This is a genomic window from Vibrio sp. SCSIO 43140, from assembly GCF_023716585.1.
GTDB lineage: Bacteria > Pseudomonadota > Gammaproteobacteria > Enterobacterales > Vibrionaceae > Vibrio > Vibrio maritimus_B.
Map to the genome: position 1 here is coordinate 249,377 of NZ_CP071850.1, position 15,507 is coordinate 264,883.

The following is a 15,507-nucleotide window of genomic DNA, read 5'->3' on the forward strand; positions in this document are numbered from 1 at the left end:
TCATCGTAGGACCGAAAATGAAACACTGTGAAAAACAAAATGTCTGGGAGTGCATTGTAAGAGAAGCCCGTGAGTCTGCGGAACAAGAGCCGATGCTGGCCAGCTTCTATCATGCCACCATAATTAACCATGAAAGCTTTGGAGCAGCGCTAAGCTACATCCTTGCTAACAAGCTAAAGACAGCGTCAATGCCGGCTATGGCTGTGCGTGAAGTGGTTGAGCAAGCATTTAATGCTGACCCGAGCATTACCGATGCAGCGGCGTGTGATATTTGTGCAACAGTGAATCGAGATCCTGCGGTATCCATGTACTCAATGCCGCTTCTATACCTAAAAGGCTATCATGCCCTGCAAGGTTATCGAGTCGCAAACTGGCTCTGGTCTCAGGGGCGTAACGCTTTGGCGACGTATCTTCAGAATCAAATCTCAGTAGCGTGTCAGGTGGATATCCATCCGGCAGCGCGTATCGGTAAAGGCATCATGCTTGACCATGCGACGGGCATCGTTATTGGTGAAACGGCGGTGGTGGAGAATGATGTCTCTATCCTACAGAACGTCACACTGGGTGGTACAGGTAAAGAATGTGGTGACCGACATCCTAAAATCCGCGAAGGCGTGATGATTGGTGCTGGTGCTAAGATCCTCGGCAATATCGAAGTGGGTAAAGGTGCCAAAATAGGCTCTTGCTCAGTGGTGCTTCAGCCTGTCCCTCCTCATACTACGGCAGCGGGTGTACCTGCGAAAATTGTTGGTAAGCCTAAAACGGATATGCCATCTCTGGACATGGATCAGCAGTTTAATGGCAAGTCACAGACCTTTATGGGCGGCGATGGTATCTAACCGATAACCGAAGCAGAATGCTAAAAAGCCAAGGCAGTGCCTTGGCTTTCTGTCTATTTGGCCAGTGAAGGCAGATGTTTTCGCCTAACCGACAGTGCATACAAGTAGGCAAGCACGCCACCAACGACATTCCCTAAAGCCACACCAATAAACATTCCCTCAACACCATATAGCATGCTACCCAGTGCGGCGGCTGGAAGTGTAAACAAAAACAGCCTCATGGCACTCCACATAAATGCTTTGTTGGGCTCATGCAGCGCATTCATGCCACTACCAAGCATCATGATGATGCCCTGAAAGCCGTAGCTAAATGGCACGACGAGCAGGTAGTGCCAAAGGATATCTCGCACCGCTTGCTCTTGAGAGAATAACGCAGAGATTGGAATGCTGAGCGGCACCATCATCACAAAGACCAGCAATTGAAATAACAACGAAAAACGCATGCTCAGGAACAGTCCAGCAAAGCTGCGGTCGGCTTGCTTGGCACCAAAGTTTTGCGACATAAATGGCGTGAGGGCCGAGCTGAGTGATATCAGCACTAAGATAAGAATCGACTCAACACGCTGCGCCGCCCCATAGGCTGCCACAGCGGCCGTACCATGAACAGAGAGCATCTTCATTAAGATTGCCCCTGAGATGGGCGACATCGCCGTCGATAAACCAGAAGGCATGCCAATGCGCAGTATTGCTATCCAATCTTGCCAAATCTGCGAAGGTTTGAGTTGGCCGAGGAGTTTTTCTCGCTTGGTGAGTACATACAGAGAGCCAGTAAGTGCCCCAAGCCACGCGATACCACTCGCAATCGCTGCACCTTGAATGCCGAGCTCAGGAAATGGACCGATACCAAAAATCAGCAGTGGGTCGAGAAGGCCATTAATAAAGCCAGACAGCATCATGATCTTAGCCGGTGTTTTGGTATCGCCGGTGGCTCGAATAGCGCTGTTGCCCGCCATCGGAATCACCAACAGTGGCACAGTGAAGTACCAGATCACCATATACTCTCGGATCAGCGGAATAATGTCATCGCTGGCACCCAGTAGTTTGAATAGTGGCTCGATGGTGTAGAGACCCAAGGTGGAAGCTAGCATGACTAAAACCACAGCTAGCAATAAACCATGTGTTGAGAAACGGGCTGCGTGTTGCGTATTCCCTTGACCAAGTAGGCGTCCGATATTGGTGGACAATCCCATACCAATGCCCATGGTGATGCAGTTAACACCAAAGGTCACAGGGAAAGTGAAGCTAATGGCTGCGAGGGCTTGGGTTCCAAGCAGCGAGATAAAGAAGGTGTCGACAAGGTTGAATGCCAGTATCGCCACCATGCCAAAGACCATAGGCACGGTCATATTTCGAAGCACAGTGGATATCGGCGCGGACAGCAGGCCGTGTTTGTCTTGCATGGCATTCTAAGCTTGGTAAACAGGTGGCTAGAATACAGTAATTAACCAGTTGGTGCGACAACGGGCTCGCAGCAGCCCAGCTTTCGCAACCCAATCTTAAATTTCGTTATTTTTGTCACAATTTTTTGGCATCTTCCCCTTGGGATTGTCAAAAATGCCCCCAACATATTCAACACAAGGCCTTGAAGGCAACCTAATAAGCTAAATGGAAAATAATCAGGAGAATCGACCGATGAATATCCGTCCTCTACACGACCGAGTTATCGTTGAGCGCCAAGAAGTTGAATCTAAATCTGCTGGTGGCATCGTTTTAACTGGTTCTGCGGCAGAAAAATCAACACGTGGTACAGTTTTGGCTGTGGGCAAAGGCCGCATCCTAGAAAACGGTACGGTACAGCCGCTAGACGTGAAAGTAGGTGATACGGTGATCTTTGCTGAAGGCTACGGCACTAAGACAGAAAAGATCGACGGTAAAGAAGTTCTGATCATGTCTGAAAATGACATCATGGCTATCGTTGAATAATTAAGTAGACGTTGAGTAATTTTTTACTCTAAACAAGCTATCCACTGAATTTAGATAAGGAAATAACAATGGCTGCTAAAGACGTTAAGTTTGGTAACGACGCACGAGTTAAAATGCTAGAAGGTGTAAACGTTCTAGCGGATGCAGTAAAAGTAACACTAGGTCCTAAAGGCCGTAACGTAGTTCTAGATAAATCTTTCGGTGCACCAACTATCACTAAAGATGGTGTATCTGTAGCGCGCGAAATCGAGCTTGAAGACAAGTTCCAAAACATGGGCGCGCAAATGGTTAAAGAAGTAGCATCTCAAGCGAACGATGCTGCTGGTGACGGTACAACAACAGCAACAGTTCTAGCGCAAGCTATCGTAAACGAAGGCCTAAAAGCCGTTGCTGCTGGCATGAACCCAATGGATCTTAAGCGCGGTATCGACAAAGCAGTTATCGCTGCGGTTGAAGAGCTAAAAGCGCTGTCTGTTCCTTGTGAAGATACTAAAGCGATTGCTCAGGTTGGTACTATCTCTGCGAACTCTGATGAGAGCGTAGGTAACATCATTGCTGAAGCGATGGAAAAAGTAGGTCGTGATGGTGTTATCACGGTTGAAGAAGGTCAGGCTCTACAAGACGAGCTAGACGTGGTTGAAGGTATGCAGTTCGACCGTGGTTACCTATCTCCATACTTCATCAACAACCAAGAAGCGGGTTCTGTTGATCTAGAGAGCCCATTCATCCTTCTTATTGACAAGAAAGTATCGAACATCCGTGAGCTACTTCCAACACTAGAAGCGGTTGCTAAAGCATCTCGTCCACTGCTTATCATTGCAGAAGACGTAGAAGGTGAAGCACTAGCAACGCTCGTTGTGAACAACATGCGTGGCATCGTGAAAGTAGCGGCTGTTAAAGCGCCTGGTTTCGGTGACCGTCGTAAGTCTATGCTTCAAGATATCGCTGTTCTAACTGCTGGTACCGTGATCTCTGAAGAAGTCGGTCTAGACCTTGAGAAAGTAACGCTAGAAGACCTAGGTCAAGCGAAGCGCGTTTCTATCACTAAAGAAAACACGACTATCATCGATGGCGTGGGTGAAGAAGCGATGATTCAAGGCCGTGTAACTCAAATTCGTCAACAAATCGAAGACGCGACGTCTGACTACGATAAAGAGAAGCTTCAAGAGCGCGTAGCTAAGCTAGCTGGCGGTGTTGCGGTAATCAAAGTTGGCGCAGCAACTGAAGTTGAAATGAAAGAGAAGAAAGACCGCGTTGAAGATGCACTACACGCAACTCGCGCAGCGGTTGAAGAAGGCGTAGTAGCGGGCGGTGGTGTTGCACTTATTCGCGCGGCGTCAAAAGTGGAAGGTCTTGAAGGTGCTAACGAAGAACAAAATGTGGGTATCCGCGTTGCACTTCGCGCTATGGAAGCACCAATTCGTCAAATCACTGCAAACGCAGGTGACGAAGAGTCTGTGGTTGCAAACAACGTGAAAGCAGGCGAAGGCAGCTACGGCTACAACGCAGCAACAGGTGAGTACGGCGACATGATCGCAATGGGTATCCTAGATCCAACAAAAGTAACTCGCTCTGCACTTCAGTTCGCAGCATCAGTTGCAGGTCTGATGATCACAACAGAAGCGATGGTGACTGACGTACCTCAGAAAGACGCACCAGCTATGCCTGATATGGGCGGTATGGGTGGCATGCCAGGTATGATGTAATCCATCAGACGATTCTGACAAAGCCGAAGGGAAACCTTCGGCTTTTTTTGTGCTTGCTTCATAATTAACCAATGTTTCGTGAGAGTGTTGCAGGATATGACAAAACCCTGACAAAACATATGGTCAGCGTCACTAGCATCACCTACACTTATCAGTCGATAACAAAAAAAAGTCAGTGGAGACTATTATGAAAAAGGCAGTAGCAGTACTAGCAGTGGCAGCAGCAATGGCATCACCATTGGCGCTAGCAGAAAGCACCCCAGTGATGTTCTCATCACTAAACGGTTTCAACGCACCTGATGCAAATGCAGTAGGTGGGGTACGTCTAGCGGTTCTTCACGGTCAAGTGAACGAAGTTAAAGGTGTAGACTTCTCTGTACTAGGTATGTCTGAAACTCAGCGTACAACGGGTGTGAACTTCGGTCTATTCTTTGGTGCTTCTAAAGTAACGCAAGAAATGAAAGGTGCGTCTCTAGGTATCTTCAACTGGAACACAGGTAAAACGACAGGTGTTAACCTTGCAGCAGTGAACGTCACTAACGATGTGAAAGGTCTTAACTGGAGTGCGGTGAACTACTCTGAAGGCTACACAATGGCAGACGTTGGTATCGCGAGCTTCTCAAACAAGTCTAACTTCCAGTTTGGTCTTTTCAACAAGACAAACAACATTGATGGCGTACAGATTGGTCTAATCAACTGTGCTGACAACGGCTTCTTCAAGTGCTTCCCGATCATCAACTTTGCGAAGTAATTTTGACTCTAGCTTAGAGTGCTAAAAGTCGATAAAGCCCTGCACAAGCAGGGCTTTTTACTTTCTCATGCGATTGCGGTTTTTCATGGTTTGGTGCACACCACGTCGCAAGCTCTTAAAGCTGCTCTCAATCTTATCGACACCAAGTAGTACCGTTAGTGCTAACACCGTTAAGATCACCGATTCTTTGTGATGCCCCAGCCCTATCATCATGCCGAGACCGGCCAACACCCAGATCACCGCAGCCGACGTCACCCCATGGATTTTACCGTCTTGAGTCATCATTACCCCTGCGCCTAAAAAGCCCACACCAGTAATGATTTGACCGAGTACGCGCGCTTGATCGAGCGTGTTAGGGGAGAGCGATACCGCCATGGACATAAACAGGTAAGTACCAGAGACGATTAAGATAGCGGTGCGAATACCTACTGGCTTACCACGAGTTTGTCGTTCAAGACCCACCAGTGCACCGTTGAGAACACAGGCTCCCAAAGCTTGCCATGAGAATGGTCCCATATCGAGTAGTTGTGTCAGTTCCACATTGCCTCCTAAAAAGCGCAGTATCTGACTAAAAGACCGCCTGATCGAACAAAATCATTTTGTCGAGACGGAAAAAATTACTCGAGATGCAGATCAAGTGGCGTTTTACTCGCCTTACCGCCTTCTTCTCGCGTGAGCTTAGGTACTAGGTACCCTGAAACACGAGCAATCAGACCTTGGATGATCGCTTTCGCTTGTTCATCACTGACGTAGAAATGCGCTGCACCTTGCACTTTATCGAGTACATGCAGGTAATACGGCAGAATTCCTGCGCCAAACAGCGCGTGACTGAGCTCGAACTGAGCCTCCACGCTATCGTTGACTCCTTTGAGCAGTACGCCTTGATTGAGAAGTGTCGTACCGCTAGCTTTAATACGCGCCATCGCTAGCTTGAGCTCATTATCTATCTCGTTGGCATGGTTGATATGAGTGACCAGCACAGTATTGAGGCGAGTGTTGGCTAGCATGTCACAAAGCTGCTCTGTAATTCGCGCTGGTATCACGACCGGAAGGCGAGAATGAATTCGAAGCGTTTTAAGGTGTGGGATCTGTTCAGCACGCTCAATCAGCCAAAGAAGTTCACTATCTTTGGCCATCAATGGATCGCCACCAGATAAGATGAGCTCATCAATCTCCGGCTTGTCAGCGATGTAGTCGAGCGCCAGTTGCCAGTTGCCTTTGCCACCTTTGTTCTCGTCGTACGGAAAATGGCGGCGAAAGCAGTAGCGACAGTTCACGGCGCAGCCACCTTTGACAATCATTAAAGCGCGATTGCGGTATTTGTGGAGCAAGCCGGGTACGGCATTGTCTTGTTCTTCAAGAGGATCCTCTGAGTAGCCGTCATGGACCTCAAACTCTTGGCTGAGGGGCAGCACCTGTCTAAGCAAAGGATCGTACGGGTTGCCTTTTTCCATGCGATCGACAAAGCTTTGAGGAACGCGCATGGGAAACAATCGTCTTGCTTTGAGTCCGTTTTCCCAAGGGGTCGCCTCAATTTCTAACTGTTCAAGCAGTTTGTAAGGGTCTGAGATCGCATTCGATAGCTGTTTGAGCCAGTTTTGCTCAACAGAAACAAGATTTCGGGTTATGATAGGCGACATTAAATTTAACTCGAAGAACACTAAGAGGATACAATGGCTACTGTTAGCACCAATGAATTTAAAGGCGGTCTTAAACTAATGCTGGACAACGAGCCTTGCGTAATTCTAGAAAACGAATACGTGAAGCCAGGTAAAGGTCAAGCGTTCAACCGCGTTAAAATTCGTAAGCTACTGTCTGGTAAAGTTCTAGAGAAAACCTTCAAGTCTGGCGAAACTGTTGAAGTTGCTGACGTGATGGATATCGACCTAGATTACCTATACACAGATGGTGAATTCTACCACTTTATGAACAGCGAAACATTCGAACAAATCGCTGCAGACGTTAAAGCGGTTGGCGATAACGCGAAATGGTTGGTAGAAAACAACACTTGTATGATTACTCTTTGGAATGGTAACCCAATTACTGTGACTCCGCCTAACTTTGTTGAGCTAGAAGTAACAGAAACGGATCCAGGTCTGAAAGGTGATACTCAAGGTACTGGTGGTAAGCCTGCAACACTAACAACTGGCGCTGTGGTACGTGTACCGCTGTTCATCCAGATTGGTGAAGTGATCAAAGTTGATACTCGTACTGCGGAATACGTAGGTCGCGTTAAGTAATCAATAGAGATACTTAAGAATTTGAAAGGTCGCCCAAGGGCGACCTTTTTTGTATCGGCAACTTAGCGCTGACTATTTGAGTTTGAGGGGATTACTCTTCAGGTCGCCAGCTCAGAGCACTGGCGACGGTGCCTAGTGCCAAGGTGTCCATTTCTGCTTCTGGTAATCCAGAGAGGGTTTGCAGTGTGATACTGCCATTGGTTTGCGCCGCAGCAACCTCTACGCTGCCACGACTAAAGCTATAACCAAGTGGATTATCAACGCTCATCATTAGCCCTTCACCATCGTGTACCGAAGCGACATTGAAATGTGTGCTGCCAAGGCGGATAAAACCGTGCTCTTTTTTTGCGGTAGAGAGACTGATCGCTTCAGACTTGCGTTCCATCTTATACTCGCCAATGTTAGCGCCTTGCTCACTGATTTGGCAGATGTACGGGTCATTGCCACCAAATGAGAAGCTACCAATATCAACACTGGTACCACCGCCACTACAAACTAGGGTCCAGGTTTCGCCGTTATCATTGCGTGTGACTTCAGCGACCATTTCACCATCTTTAGTATTGATGGTGTTGAACCAAGAACTGGTTGATGCGCTACGGGAGTACTTACCGTGGTAGCGTCCCGCGATATCGAAGGTGCCTTCTGGGCCAAATCCCCAGAAAGATCCGTCGGTCTTGAGCAGTAGCTCAGGCTGTGCAGCCACCGCTTCCGATTTTTTCATCATGACAGTAGAACCGCACCCAAACAGCGCACTGGAAATCAGTAGTGCGCAAATAGACTTTTTCATTGTTACATCTCTTGTTGTTATAAATCGCTGATGATTTTATCGATAGAGTGTCGGTAACAATGTATGGGTATGTACACGCGCTTACCGTGTCACACGAATGTTCACTGAGTCCATATGGCGTCTACTGGCTCGCAACTTTCTCAATTGCTAATTACTTCGGCCATTCCTTGTTATATAAGCGAATTATTCGATTTTTACATCAGTTAACATTTTGATACATTAATTGCGTTGTCAATTGGTTGCATATTTTGAAGTCAAATTTTCGCAACGACAACAAACAGGAGATATACATGGAAAGTCGTGGAATAGGAGAGAGTCTGAAGATAACTGAACGTCGTAAATGGCTACACAATGGGATCAAAGCCATGGTCTATGCATTGCCGATTCTGGCAGTGGGGCTAACGGTGAACAGTTCCGTGTTAATGACGGATGCCGGTTACAGCTACGTCCATCAGAATAACCTAACGGGCGAGTTGGATGTCTTTACAGAGCCGGGGATTCATTTTCGAATGCCGTTCCTGTCAAAGATCACTAAGTATGATCAAGTCATCACGGTCTCTTTTGGCAATAGCATCGAAGAGAACTTGTATCAGCGACTTCAAGCACAAGATCCGATTCAGGTGAGATTTGCCGATACCTACATAGGTCAAATACCGGTCACATTTCGCTTTAAGCTGAGTAACGATCCGGAAGCAATGAAGAAAATGCACCGAGAATTTCGAAATAACAGCAACTTAATCGATGCGCTTCTGGTCAAAAATGCGCGCAATGTAACCGTGATAACCGCGACCCAATACACGGGTGAAGAGTTTTTCCAAGGTGGTCTCAACCAGTTCAAGTCTAAGCTTGGCGATCAGTTGCGTGAAGGTATTTACCTGACAGAGCGTAGACAGGTTGAAGTGGAGGAGATGGATCTGGCTCCTGTTGGGGTAGATCAATCGAATGCCAATCAATTGCAGAGAACTAAACAGTTAGTCTGGAAAACGGTGCCCGTTGCAGACTCTACGGGTCAGCCGATACGTCAAGATAACCCGTTGCAGCAATACGGTATTCAGGTAACTCAGGTTACGATTGGTGACCCACAACCGGAAAAGCAGCTTGATCAGTTACTTGCCGACAAAAAGCGTTTGGTTGCCGATCGTATTCGCGCAATCCAAGAGCAAGAAACGTCAAAGGCTCAAGCCGAAACGGAGCAACTGCGTAAAGAGATCCAACGTACGCGTGAAGTTCAAGATGCGCAGCGTCAGAAAGAGTTGGCGATCATTTCGCAGCAAAAAGAAGTTGAAGTTGCTAGACAAATTGCCGAGCGGGAAATCGTAGAAGTTGAGAAAACTAAGCGTCTGGCTGAGGTAGATAAAGAGAAAGAGCTAGCCATTGCAGAGGCTAACCTAGCGATTCAAAAAGCCAATGCGTTGTCAGCAGAGTTTGAAGCTAAGGCGATTTTGGAGAAAGGTCGCGCAGAAGCGGAGGTACTGAAAGCAAAATACGCCGCGTTGGGGGCTAATCACGAGGTGTACCTGGCTGAGCTCAATCGAGATGTGGCGAACTCGCTCTACAACAACTTAACTAACTTCCAGGTGCAAATGCCGCAAAACTACATTGGCGGTGGACAAGAGCAAGGTTTGACGACCAACCTAGATGTGATTACCGGTTTTGGCGCTCTAGGGCTGATGAACCAGACCAAGCAATTAGCCGCTGAGCAGTAGTCTTAACGCAAGACATAAAAAAGGCCGATGAGCTTAACTGCTCATCGGCCTTTTCTTTACCGAGCGATTAGATCATGAAAATGAAGATAACCGACAGTGCACTGATAAGCGCTGCAAAAAAGTAGCAAGCAATCTTACCAACCACACCCGCATGGATCTTAAGATCGTGCATACCGTGGTGTAGACGGTGCATTGCATGCCACATTGGCAGTGCTAGGGTAGCGATAATAAATAGCGCGCCGATGATGCTGGTAGCAAAATCAGCCACACGCTCATAGCTCATCGCCTCTGGGCTGATAATGCCCATTGGTACTAGGATGCCTAGCACGAGTACTGTCACAGGGGTGATCATGGCAAACCATGTACCACCGGCACCAAATAGTCCCCACCATACTGGTTCGTCAGAGCGTTTTGGGTTTTGATTAATCACGATTCACTCCTTATACAATGATGAGAACAACTAGTGAGATAGCCGCAACCGCCGCCCACTGAGCGAGGACAATGGTCTTCTTCTCGACTGGCTTGCCTTTCAGTTTGATTGGCATTACCTGTGGCATCATGCTGAAGAAGGTTTGCGCGTGGAACAGGCTCCCCGCAAGTGCCACGATGTTGATCGCGATAACCACTGGGTTAGCCATAAAGTCTAGCCAGCCTTGCCAAGCTTCTGGGCCTTTCACTAGCGAACCTAGACCAAATGTCAGGAATATCGTGAATAGGATCAGTGGCAGTACGGTGGCTTCACGTAGCATGTAGAAGCGATAAAATGGGTGATCTTTCCACCAAGTTCGCTTCATTTCACGAACATAAGGTTTTCTGTTGCTCATCTTATGCCTCCTGTGGTTTTAGCATGGCAATAACGAAGTCTTGTGAAGACGCCACTTTGCCTTGGTTTACTGCCGCGGCAGGGTCAACGTTCTTCGGGCAAACCTCAGAACAGTAGCCCACAAACGTACAGCCCCATGCACCGTTCTCACCGTTGATCATCTTCATACGTTCAGCCGCACCATTATCACGGCTGTCGAGGTTATAACGATGCGCCAGCGTGAGCGCCGCAGGACCGATGAACTCAGGGTTTAGACCAAACTGAGGACATGCCGCGTAGCAAAGACCACAGTTGATACAACCAGCAAACTGCTTGTATTTCGCCATTTGCTCAGGTGTTTGGATGTTGGTGCCGTCTTCTGGCTTGCGGTCGTTACCAATGATGTATGGCTTGATGGCTTCTAGGCGCTCGATAAACGGCGTCATGTCGACAATCAAGTCTTTCTCGATTGGGAAGTTCGCAAGAGGCTCAATCTTCAGACCATTTTGATGATCACGGAGGAAGCTCTTACACGCCAGTTTTGGCACGCCGTTCACCATGATGCCGCAAGAGCCACAAATCGCCATACGACAAGACCAGCGGTAAGACAGATCTTTGTCTAGGTGGTCTTTGATGTAACCAATCGCATCGAGCACAGACATGGTCTCATCGAACGGTACTTCGAAGGTTTGGAAATACGGCTCTGCGTCTTTCTCTGGGTCGTAGCGCAGGATTTCCACTTTCTGAATACGGTTTGCTGACATTATGCTTGCTCCTCCGCATTTTGATCTTTGTTGGCTTGCTTCGCCGCTTCTTCTGCTGCTGCTTTTTCAGCTGCCTCACCGTATAGACGTGCCTTAGGCTGCGACTTAGTGATAGTAACGTTGCTGTAGTCAATGCTTGGTGCATTATCTTCGTTAAAGAAGGCTAGCGAGTGTTTTAGGTAGTTCTCATCATCACGTTCAGTACAACCGTCATCAAGACGCTGGTGCGCACCACGAGACTCTTTACGCAAGATTGCAGAGTGAACCATGGCTTCCGCAACTTCTAGGCCATAACCCACTTCAATGGCGTACAGAAGGTCTGTGTTGAACACTTTGCCTTTGTCTTTGATGCTGATTTTCTTATAGCGCTGCTTAAGCTCGGCAATCTTCTCAAGCGTTGCTTGCATCAGATCTTCTTGGCGGTAGATACCACAGCCCGCTTCCATGGTGTGACCCATTTCAGTGCGGATTTCAGCCCAGTTTTCATCGCCTTCTTGATCCATTAGCGCGGCAATGCGTGCTTCTACTGCCTTCACTTGTTCTTCGATAGCGCTGTCATCCCAGCCCTTGAACGCTTTAGCGCGCTCAACCGCTTGCTCACCGGCAACACGGCCGAAGACCACAAACTCAGCGAGAGAGTTAGACCCCAGGCGGTTCGCACCGTGAAGGCCAACAGACGCACACTCACCAACCGCGAATAAACCTTGGATACGAGTTTCACAAGTCCCGTTGGTTTCGATACCACCCATGGTGTAGTGCACGGTTGGACGAATTGGGATTGGCTCTTTTGCTGGGTCAACGTTGACGTACGCTTTGGCAAGCTCACAGATAAACGGTAGACGCTCTTGCAGGTACTCTTCACCAAGGTGGCGAAGGTCAAGGTGAACCACATCGCCCAGTGGGTGCTTGATGGTGTTGCCTTTTTGCTGCTCATGCCAGAATGCTTGAGAAACCTTGTCACGAGGACCGAGTTCCATGTATTTGTTTTTCGGCTCGCCAACCGGTGTTTCAGGGCCCATGCCATAGTCTTGTAGGTAACGGTAGCCGTTCTTGTTGACGATGATACCGCCTTCACCACGACAACCTTCGGTCATCAGGATACCGGTACCAGGTAGACCTGTTGGGTGGTATTGAACAAACTCCATATCACGCAGTGGAACGCCGTGACGATACGCCATCGCCATACCGTCGCCAGTCACGATACCGCCGTTAGTATTACAGTGATACACACGACCCGCGCCGCCGGTTGCTAGGACAACTGATTTTGCCTTGATAGTGACCAGTTCACCTTCAGACATATGAATTGCAATCAGGCCCTGAACCTCGCCTTCAACCACAAGTAGGTCAACCACAAAGTACTCATCAAATCGTTTGATTTGCTCGTACTTCATCGACGTTTGGAACAGCGTATGTAGCATATGGAAGCCGGTTTTATCCGCCGCAAACCATGTGCGTTCTACCTTCATACCACCGAAACGACGGACGTTCACTTCACCGTTTTCTTTACGGCTCCATGGACACCCCCATTGTTCCATCTGGATCATTTCACGTGTGGCATTTTCAACGAAATATTCAACAACATCCTGTTCACAAAGCCAGTCACCACCGCCAACGGTATCGTTGAAGTGGTTATCTAGGCTATCTTCATCCTTAATTACAGCCGCAGAACCACCTTCAGCCGCCACGGTATGTGAACGCATAGGGTAGACTTTCGAGATCAGAGCTACTTCCATTTCTGGGTTAGCTTCTGCTGCTGCAATGGCAGTACGAAGACCAGCGCCGCCTGCGCCGATGACTGCGATATCTGTGGTAATTGTTTTCACAGTTATCCTCCAGTGTGTGAGAGCGAGTTTTGCTCGCGAGTTATAGTTAAAGGCTTGAAAGCTTTTTTATTTAGGCAATCAGTGTAGATAAGCGAGATGGCAAAAAAATTGACTGAGTTAGGTTTTTGCTTCGGTAATGCACTGCGAGGCATAGTATTTCTATGATGTGTGATTAATATCACTTGTGATTGAGAACTTTTGAGTGCGCACTTACAATAATTAATAACATTAACTAATGAGCATGATAATGATTACCAACCAGTGGCAGCCCACAGCCTCTATGGCTTTACTTAAAAAGCGTGCCGAGCTGATACAGGCGATTCGTAGCTTCTTTCTGTCAAGAGAGGTAATGGAAGTCGATACCCCTGCAATGAGCCATGCAACGGTGACCGATGTGCATTTGCATACCTTTAAAACCGAGTTTGTTGGCCCGGGCTACGCGGATGGACGTCAGCTTTACTTTATGACGAGCCCTGAATTTCATATGAAGCGATTACTCGCTGCTGGCAGTGGATCGATTTATCAGATTAACAAAGCTTTTCGCAACGAAGAGAGTGGGCGTTACCACAACCCTGAGTTCACTATGCTCGAATGGTATCGTGTGGGGTTTGATCATCATCAGTTAATGGATGAGATGGACGACTTACTCATGATGGTACTTAACTGTGCTAAAGCTGAGCGTATGACCTATCAACAGGCGTTTATTTCACAGCTTGGCGTTTGCCCACTAACGGCCGAAATGTCTTCTCTGAAAGAGGCGGCGGCTCCTTTGGGGCTGAGTGATATCGCTGATCAAGAAGAAGATCGCGATACCTTGCTTCAATTGCTCTTTAGTATGGGTGTTGAAACGAAAATCGGTAAACAAGTCCCCGCGTTCGTTTATGACTTTCCCGCATCGCAAGCGGCGCTCGCTAAGGTGAACCTAAATGACGAACGTGTCGCGGATCGGTTTGAGGTGTATTTCAAGGGAGTCGAATTAGCCAATGGTTTTCATGAGCTGGATAACCCGGATGAACAATTGGCGCGCTTTAAAGACGATAATAGTAAGCGCGAGAAGATGGGGCTTGCACCTCAACCCATTGATTATCATTTGATTGAAGCGCTGAAATCAGGTCTGCCCGCATGTGCTGGTGTGGCATTAGGTATTGATAGACTGATTATGTTGGCCTTAGGGGCGACTCATATTGATGAGGTTGTGGCGTTTCCGTTTCCTCGAGCTTAACCTCGAGCTTAACTAACTGGGCTAGCTGACCAAAATGCTGGTACCCGCGACGGCAAGGGCGGCGCCGAGCCAAGCGTATTTGTTTGGTCTCTGCTTAGTATAAATCCACAGTAGCGGCAGAACCATAATGGGTGTGGTCGATGACAGTAAGGCGACCATTCCCACATTCCCCGTTTGCAATGCAAACAGAATCAAGGTCATCCCGACAGCCATGGCTAAGAAGCCATTCAGCGCAGTAATGCCAAAGATAGACCAGTTGATAGGGTTAAGGCTTTTGGCGTGTCTGGCACCTGTAAATAGGAACAGACTATGGGCGATGAATGCTGTGATCATGCGAATAGCAGAAGCGGCGACAGGATCAATCTCGGTCTGCATGACAGGTTTAGCAATTATGCCCCCTAATGCCTGACACAGTGCCGCTGTAATACCGAGTCCAACGCCAAACCAAACATTACCTTTGATGGTTTCAAGCTCGGATGCTTTGTTGTTTTGTGAGCCAGTCTGTTTGTTAGAGCTCTTACGACCAAAGAAAATCGCTGTGGCGACACCAGAGAACACCAGAGCAGATCCAAGTAGTTCCAGTGGTGACATAGTTTCTGAAAACAGGAAGTAGCCCAGTACCGCAGAAAACACCGCATGGCAAGAGAACAGAAGCCCAGCCTGCCTTGGTCCCATTCGATTTAAGCAAGCAAACAGAGCGGTATCACCGATAAAGATACCGATAAGACCAGACAGCATCATTGGGGTGATGTGTACCGATTCGACACTTGTCCAGCCACCCGTTATCGCCGCCATCGAAGAGAGTATGAACGCGGTACAGCCCATTCTCCAACGGCTATAAGAAAACGAACCAAGGTGTTTAGCTGGTTTGACTGAAATAATACTTGAGACCGCCCACAAAAATGCGGCGATAAGAGCCAGCCATTCAAATCCCATTGCTATCC

The 15,507-nt window shown here is 48.0% G+C and carries 16 protein-coding genes; 7 read left to right on the forward strand and 9 right to left on the reverse strand.

All coding sequences use genetic code 11. The annotated features are described in order from the left end of the window. Positions 1 to 17 precede the first annotated feature (17 nt). The gene (gene cysE / locus J4N45_RS01200) at positions 18 to 839 is read left to right on the forward strand and encodes a serine O-acetyltransferase (protein WP_128649662.1); all 822 of its coding nucleotides are present in this window, start codon (positions 18 to 20) and stop codon (positions 837 to 839) included. 53 nt (positions 840 to 892) lie between these two features. On the opposite strand, the gene J4N45_RS01205 is transcribed toward cysE, so the two are convergent. Beyond that, complete coding sequence (locus tag J4N45_RS01205; protein ID WP_252013154.1) at positions 893 to 2,239, reverse strand: MATE family efflux transporter; 1,347 nt, start codon at positions 2,237 to 2,239, stop codon at positions 893 to 895. A gap of 232 nt (positions 2,240 to 2,471) precedes the next feature. Here J4N45_RS01205 and J4N45_RS01210 point away from each other — a divergent pair, with 232 nt between their 5' ends. From J4N45_RS01210 to J4N45_RS01220, 3 genes are all read left to right on the forward strand, one after another. Next, complete coding sequence (locus tag J4N45_RS01210) at positions 2,472 to 2,762, forward strand: co-chaperone GroES (protein WP_031493033.1); 291 nt, start codon at positions 2,472 to 2,474, stop codon at positions 2,760 to 2,762. 68 nt (positions 2,763 to 2,830) lie between these two features. After that, entirely contained in the window at positions 2,831 to 4,468 is a 1,638-nt protein-coding gene (gene groL, locus J4N45_RS01215; RefSeq protein ID WP_042478861.1) for a chaperonin GroEL, read from the forward strand. Positions 4,469 to 4,655: 187 nt separating this feature from the next. Next, positions 4,656 to 5,219, forward strand: coding sequence for a VC2662 family protein (locus J4N45_RS01220; protein WP_252013156.1), 564 nt, complete (start codon positions 4,656 to 4,658; stop codon positions 5,217 to 5,219). A 57-nt stretch (positions 5,220 to 5,276) separates the two neighbouring features. Here the strand turns inward: J4N45_RS01220 and J4N45_RS01225 are convergent, their stop codons facing one another. Continuing rightward, positions 5,277 to 5,735 (reverse strand): MgtC/SapB family protein, encoded by a 459-nt coding sequence (locus J4N45_RS01225; protein ID WP_252014628.1) that lies wholly within the window; start codon positions 5,733 to 5,735, stop codon positions 5,277 to 5,279. 101 nt (positions 5,736 to 5,836) lie between these two features. Further along, complete coding sequence (epmB, locus tag J4N45_RS01230) at positions 5,837 to 6,859, reverse strand: EF-P beta-lysylation protein EpmB (protein ID WP_252013158.1); 1,023 nt, start codon at positions 6,857 to 6,859, stop codon at positions 5,837 to 5,839. Between the two features lie 33 nt (positions 6,860 to 6,892). Between epmB and efp the strand changes: the two genes are divergently transcribed. Then, on the forward strand, positions 6,893 to 7,459 hold the full coding sequence (gene efp, locus J4N45_RS01235; protein ID WP_042478865.1) for an elongation factor P: 567 nt from the start codon (positions 6,893 to 6,895) through the stop codon (positions 7,457 to 7,459). A gap of 91 nt (positions 7,460 to 7,550) precedes the next feature. Here efp and J4N45_RS01240 read toward each other — a convergent pair whose 3' ends face one another. Next, entirely contained in the window at positions 7,551 to 8,246 is a 696-nt protein-coding gene (locus J4N45_RS01240; RefSeq protein ID WP_252013160.1) for a VV20781 family protein, read from the reverse strand. A 290-nt stretch (positions 8,247 to 8,536) separates the two neighbouring features. Here J4N45_RS01240 and J4N45_RS01245 point away from each other — a divergent pair, with 290 nt between their 5' ends. Continuing rightward, positions 8,537 to 9,952, forward strand: coding sequence for an SPFH domain-containing protein (locus J4N45_RS01245; RefSeq protein ID WP_252013163.1), 1,416 nt, complete (start codon positions 8,537 to 8,539; stop codon positions 9,950 to 9,952). A gap of 67 nt (positions 9,953 to 10,019) precedes the next feature. Here J4N45_RS01245 and frdD read toward each other — a convergent pair whose 3' ends face one another. The 4 genes from frdD to frdA are packed head-to-tail and all read right to left on the reverse strand — an operon-like array spanning position 10,020 to position 13,341. After that, complete coding sequence (gene frdD, locus J4N45_RS01250; protein WP_234494672.1) at positions 10,020 to 10,382, reverse strand: fumarate reductase subunit FrdD; 363 nt, start codon at positions 10,380 to 10,382, stop codon at positions 10,020 to 10,022. 10 nt (positions 10,383 to 10,392) lie between these two features. Next, positions 10,393 to 10,776 carry a fumarate reductase subunit FrdC gene (gene frdC, locus J4N45_RS01255; protein WP_234494670.1) on the reverse strand — a complete coding sequence of 128 codons (384 nt, stop codon included), beginning with the start codon at positions 10,774 to 10,776 and terminating at the stop codon, positions 10,393 to 10,395. 1 nt (position 10,777) lies between these two features. Next, positions 10,778 to 11,518: a succinate dehydrogenase/fumarate reductase iron-sulfur subunit gene (locus J4N45_RS01260; RefSeq protein WP_042478869.1), complete on the reverse strand. Its 741-nt coding sequence runs from the start codon at positions 11,516 to 11,518 to the stop codon at positions 10,778 to 10,780. Then, a complete protein-coding gene (frdA, locus tag J4N45_RS01265; RefSeq protein ID WP_252013165.1) occupies positions 11,518 to 13,341 on the reverse strand; it encodes a fumarate reductase (quinol) flavoprotein subunit in 1,824 nt (607 codons plus the stop codon). Before frdA ends, J4N45_RS01260 begins: the two co-directional genes overlap by 1 nt. Positions 13,342 to 13,591: 250 nt before the next feature. Here frdA and epmA point away from each other — a divergent pair, with 250 nt between their 5' ends. Continuing rightward, on the forward strand, positions 13,592 to 14,563 hold the full coding sequence (gene epmA / locus J4N45_RS01270) for an elongation factor P--(R)-beta-lysine ligase (RefSeq protein ID WP_252014629.1): 972 nt from the start codon (positions 13,592 to 13,594) through the stop codon (positions 14,561 to 14,563). Positions 14,564 to 14,584: 21 nt separating this feature from the next. Here the strand turns inward: epmA and J4N45_RS01275 are convergent, their stop codons facing one another. Continuing rightward, positions 14,585 to 15,499, reverse strand: a complete 915-nt coding sequence (locus J4N45_RS01275) for a DMT family transporter (RefSeq protein WP_042478873.1) — start codon at positions 15,497 to 15,499, stop codon at positions 14,585 to 14,587. Between the last annotated feature and the right edge of the window lie 8 nt (positions 15,500 to 15,507).

Coding starts and splice junctions, on each gene's coding strand:
- J4N45_RS01275 (WP_042478873.1), bottom strand. CDS start 15,499: ATGGGATTTGAATGGCTGGCTCTTATCGCCGCATTTTTGTGGGCGGTC.
- J4N45_RS01240 (WP_252013160.1), bottom strand. CDS start 8,246: ATGAAAAAGTCTATTTGCGCACTACTGATTTCCAGTGCGCTGTTTGGG.
- J4N45_RS01210 (WP_031493033.1), top strand. CDS start 2,472: ATGAATATCCGTCCTCTACACGACCGAGTTATCGTTGAGCGCCAAGAA.
- J4N45_RS01260 (WP_042478869.1), bottom strand. CDS start 11,518: ATGTCAGCAAACCGTATTCAGAAAGTGGAAATCCTGCGCTACGACCCA.
- J4N45_RS01225 (WP_252014628.1), bottom strand. CDS start 5,735: ATGGGACCATTCTCATGGCAAGCTTTGGGAGCCTGTGTTCTCAACGGT.
- frdC (WP_234494670.1), bottom strand. CDS start 10,776: ATGAGCAACAGAAAACCTTATGTTCGTGAAATGAAGCGAACTTGGTGG.
- J4N45_RS01205 (WP_252013154.1), bottom strand. CDS start 2,239: ATGCAAGACAAACACGGCCTGCTGTCCGCGCCGATATCCACTGTGCTT.
- J4N45_RS01220 (WP_252013156.1), top strand. CDS start 4,656: ATGAAAAAGGCAGTAGCAGTACTAGCAGTGGCAGCAGCAATGGCATCA.
- cysE (WP_128649662.1), top strand. CDS start 18: ATGAAACACTGTGAAAAACAAAATGTCTGGGAGTGCATTGTAAGAGAA.
- efp (WP_042478865.1), top strand. CDS start 6,893: ATGGCTACTGTTAGCACCAATGAATTTAAAGGCGGTCTTAAACTAATG.
- J4N45_RS01245 (WP_252013163.1), top strand. CDS start 8,537: ATGGAAAGTCGTGGAATAGGAGAGAGTCTGAAGATAACTGAACGTCGT.
- epmB (WP_252013158.1), bottom strand. CDS start 6,859: ATGTCGCCTATCATAACCCGAAATCTTGTTTCTGTTGAGCAAAACTGG.
- groL (WP_042478861.1), top strand. CDS start 2,831: ATGGCTGCTAAAGACGTTAAGTTTGGTAACGACGCACGAGTTAAAATG.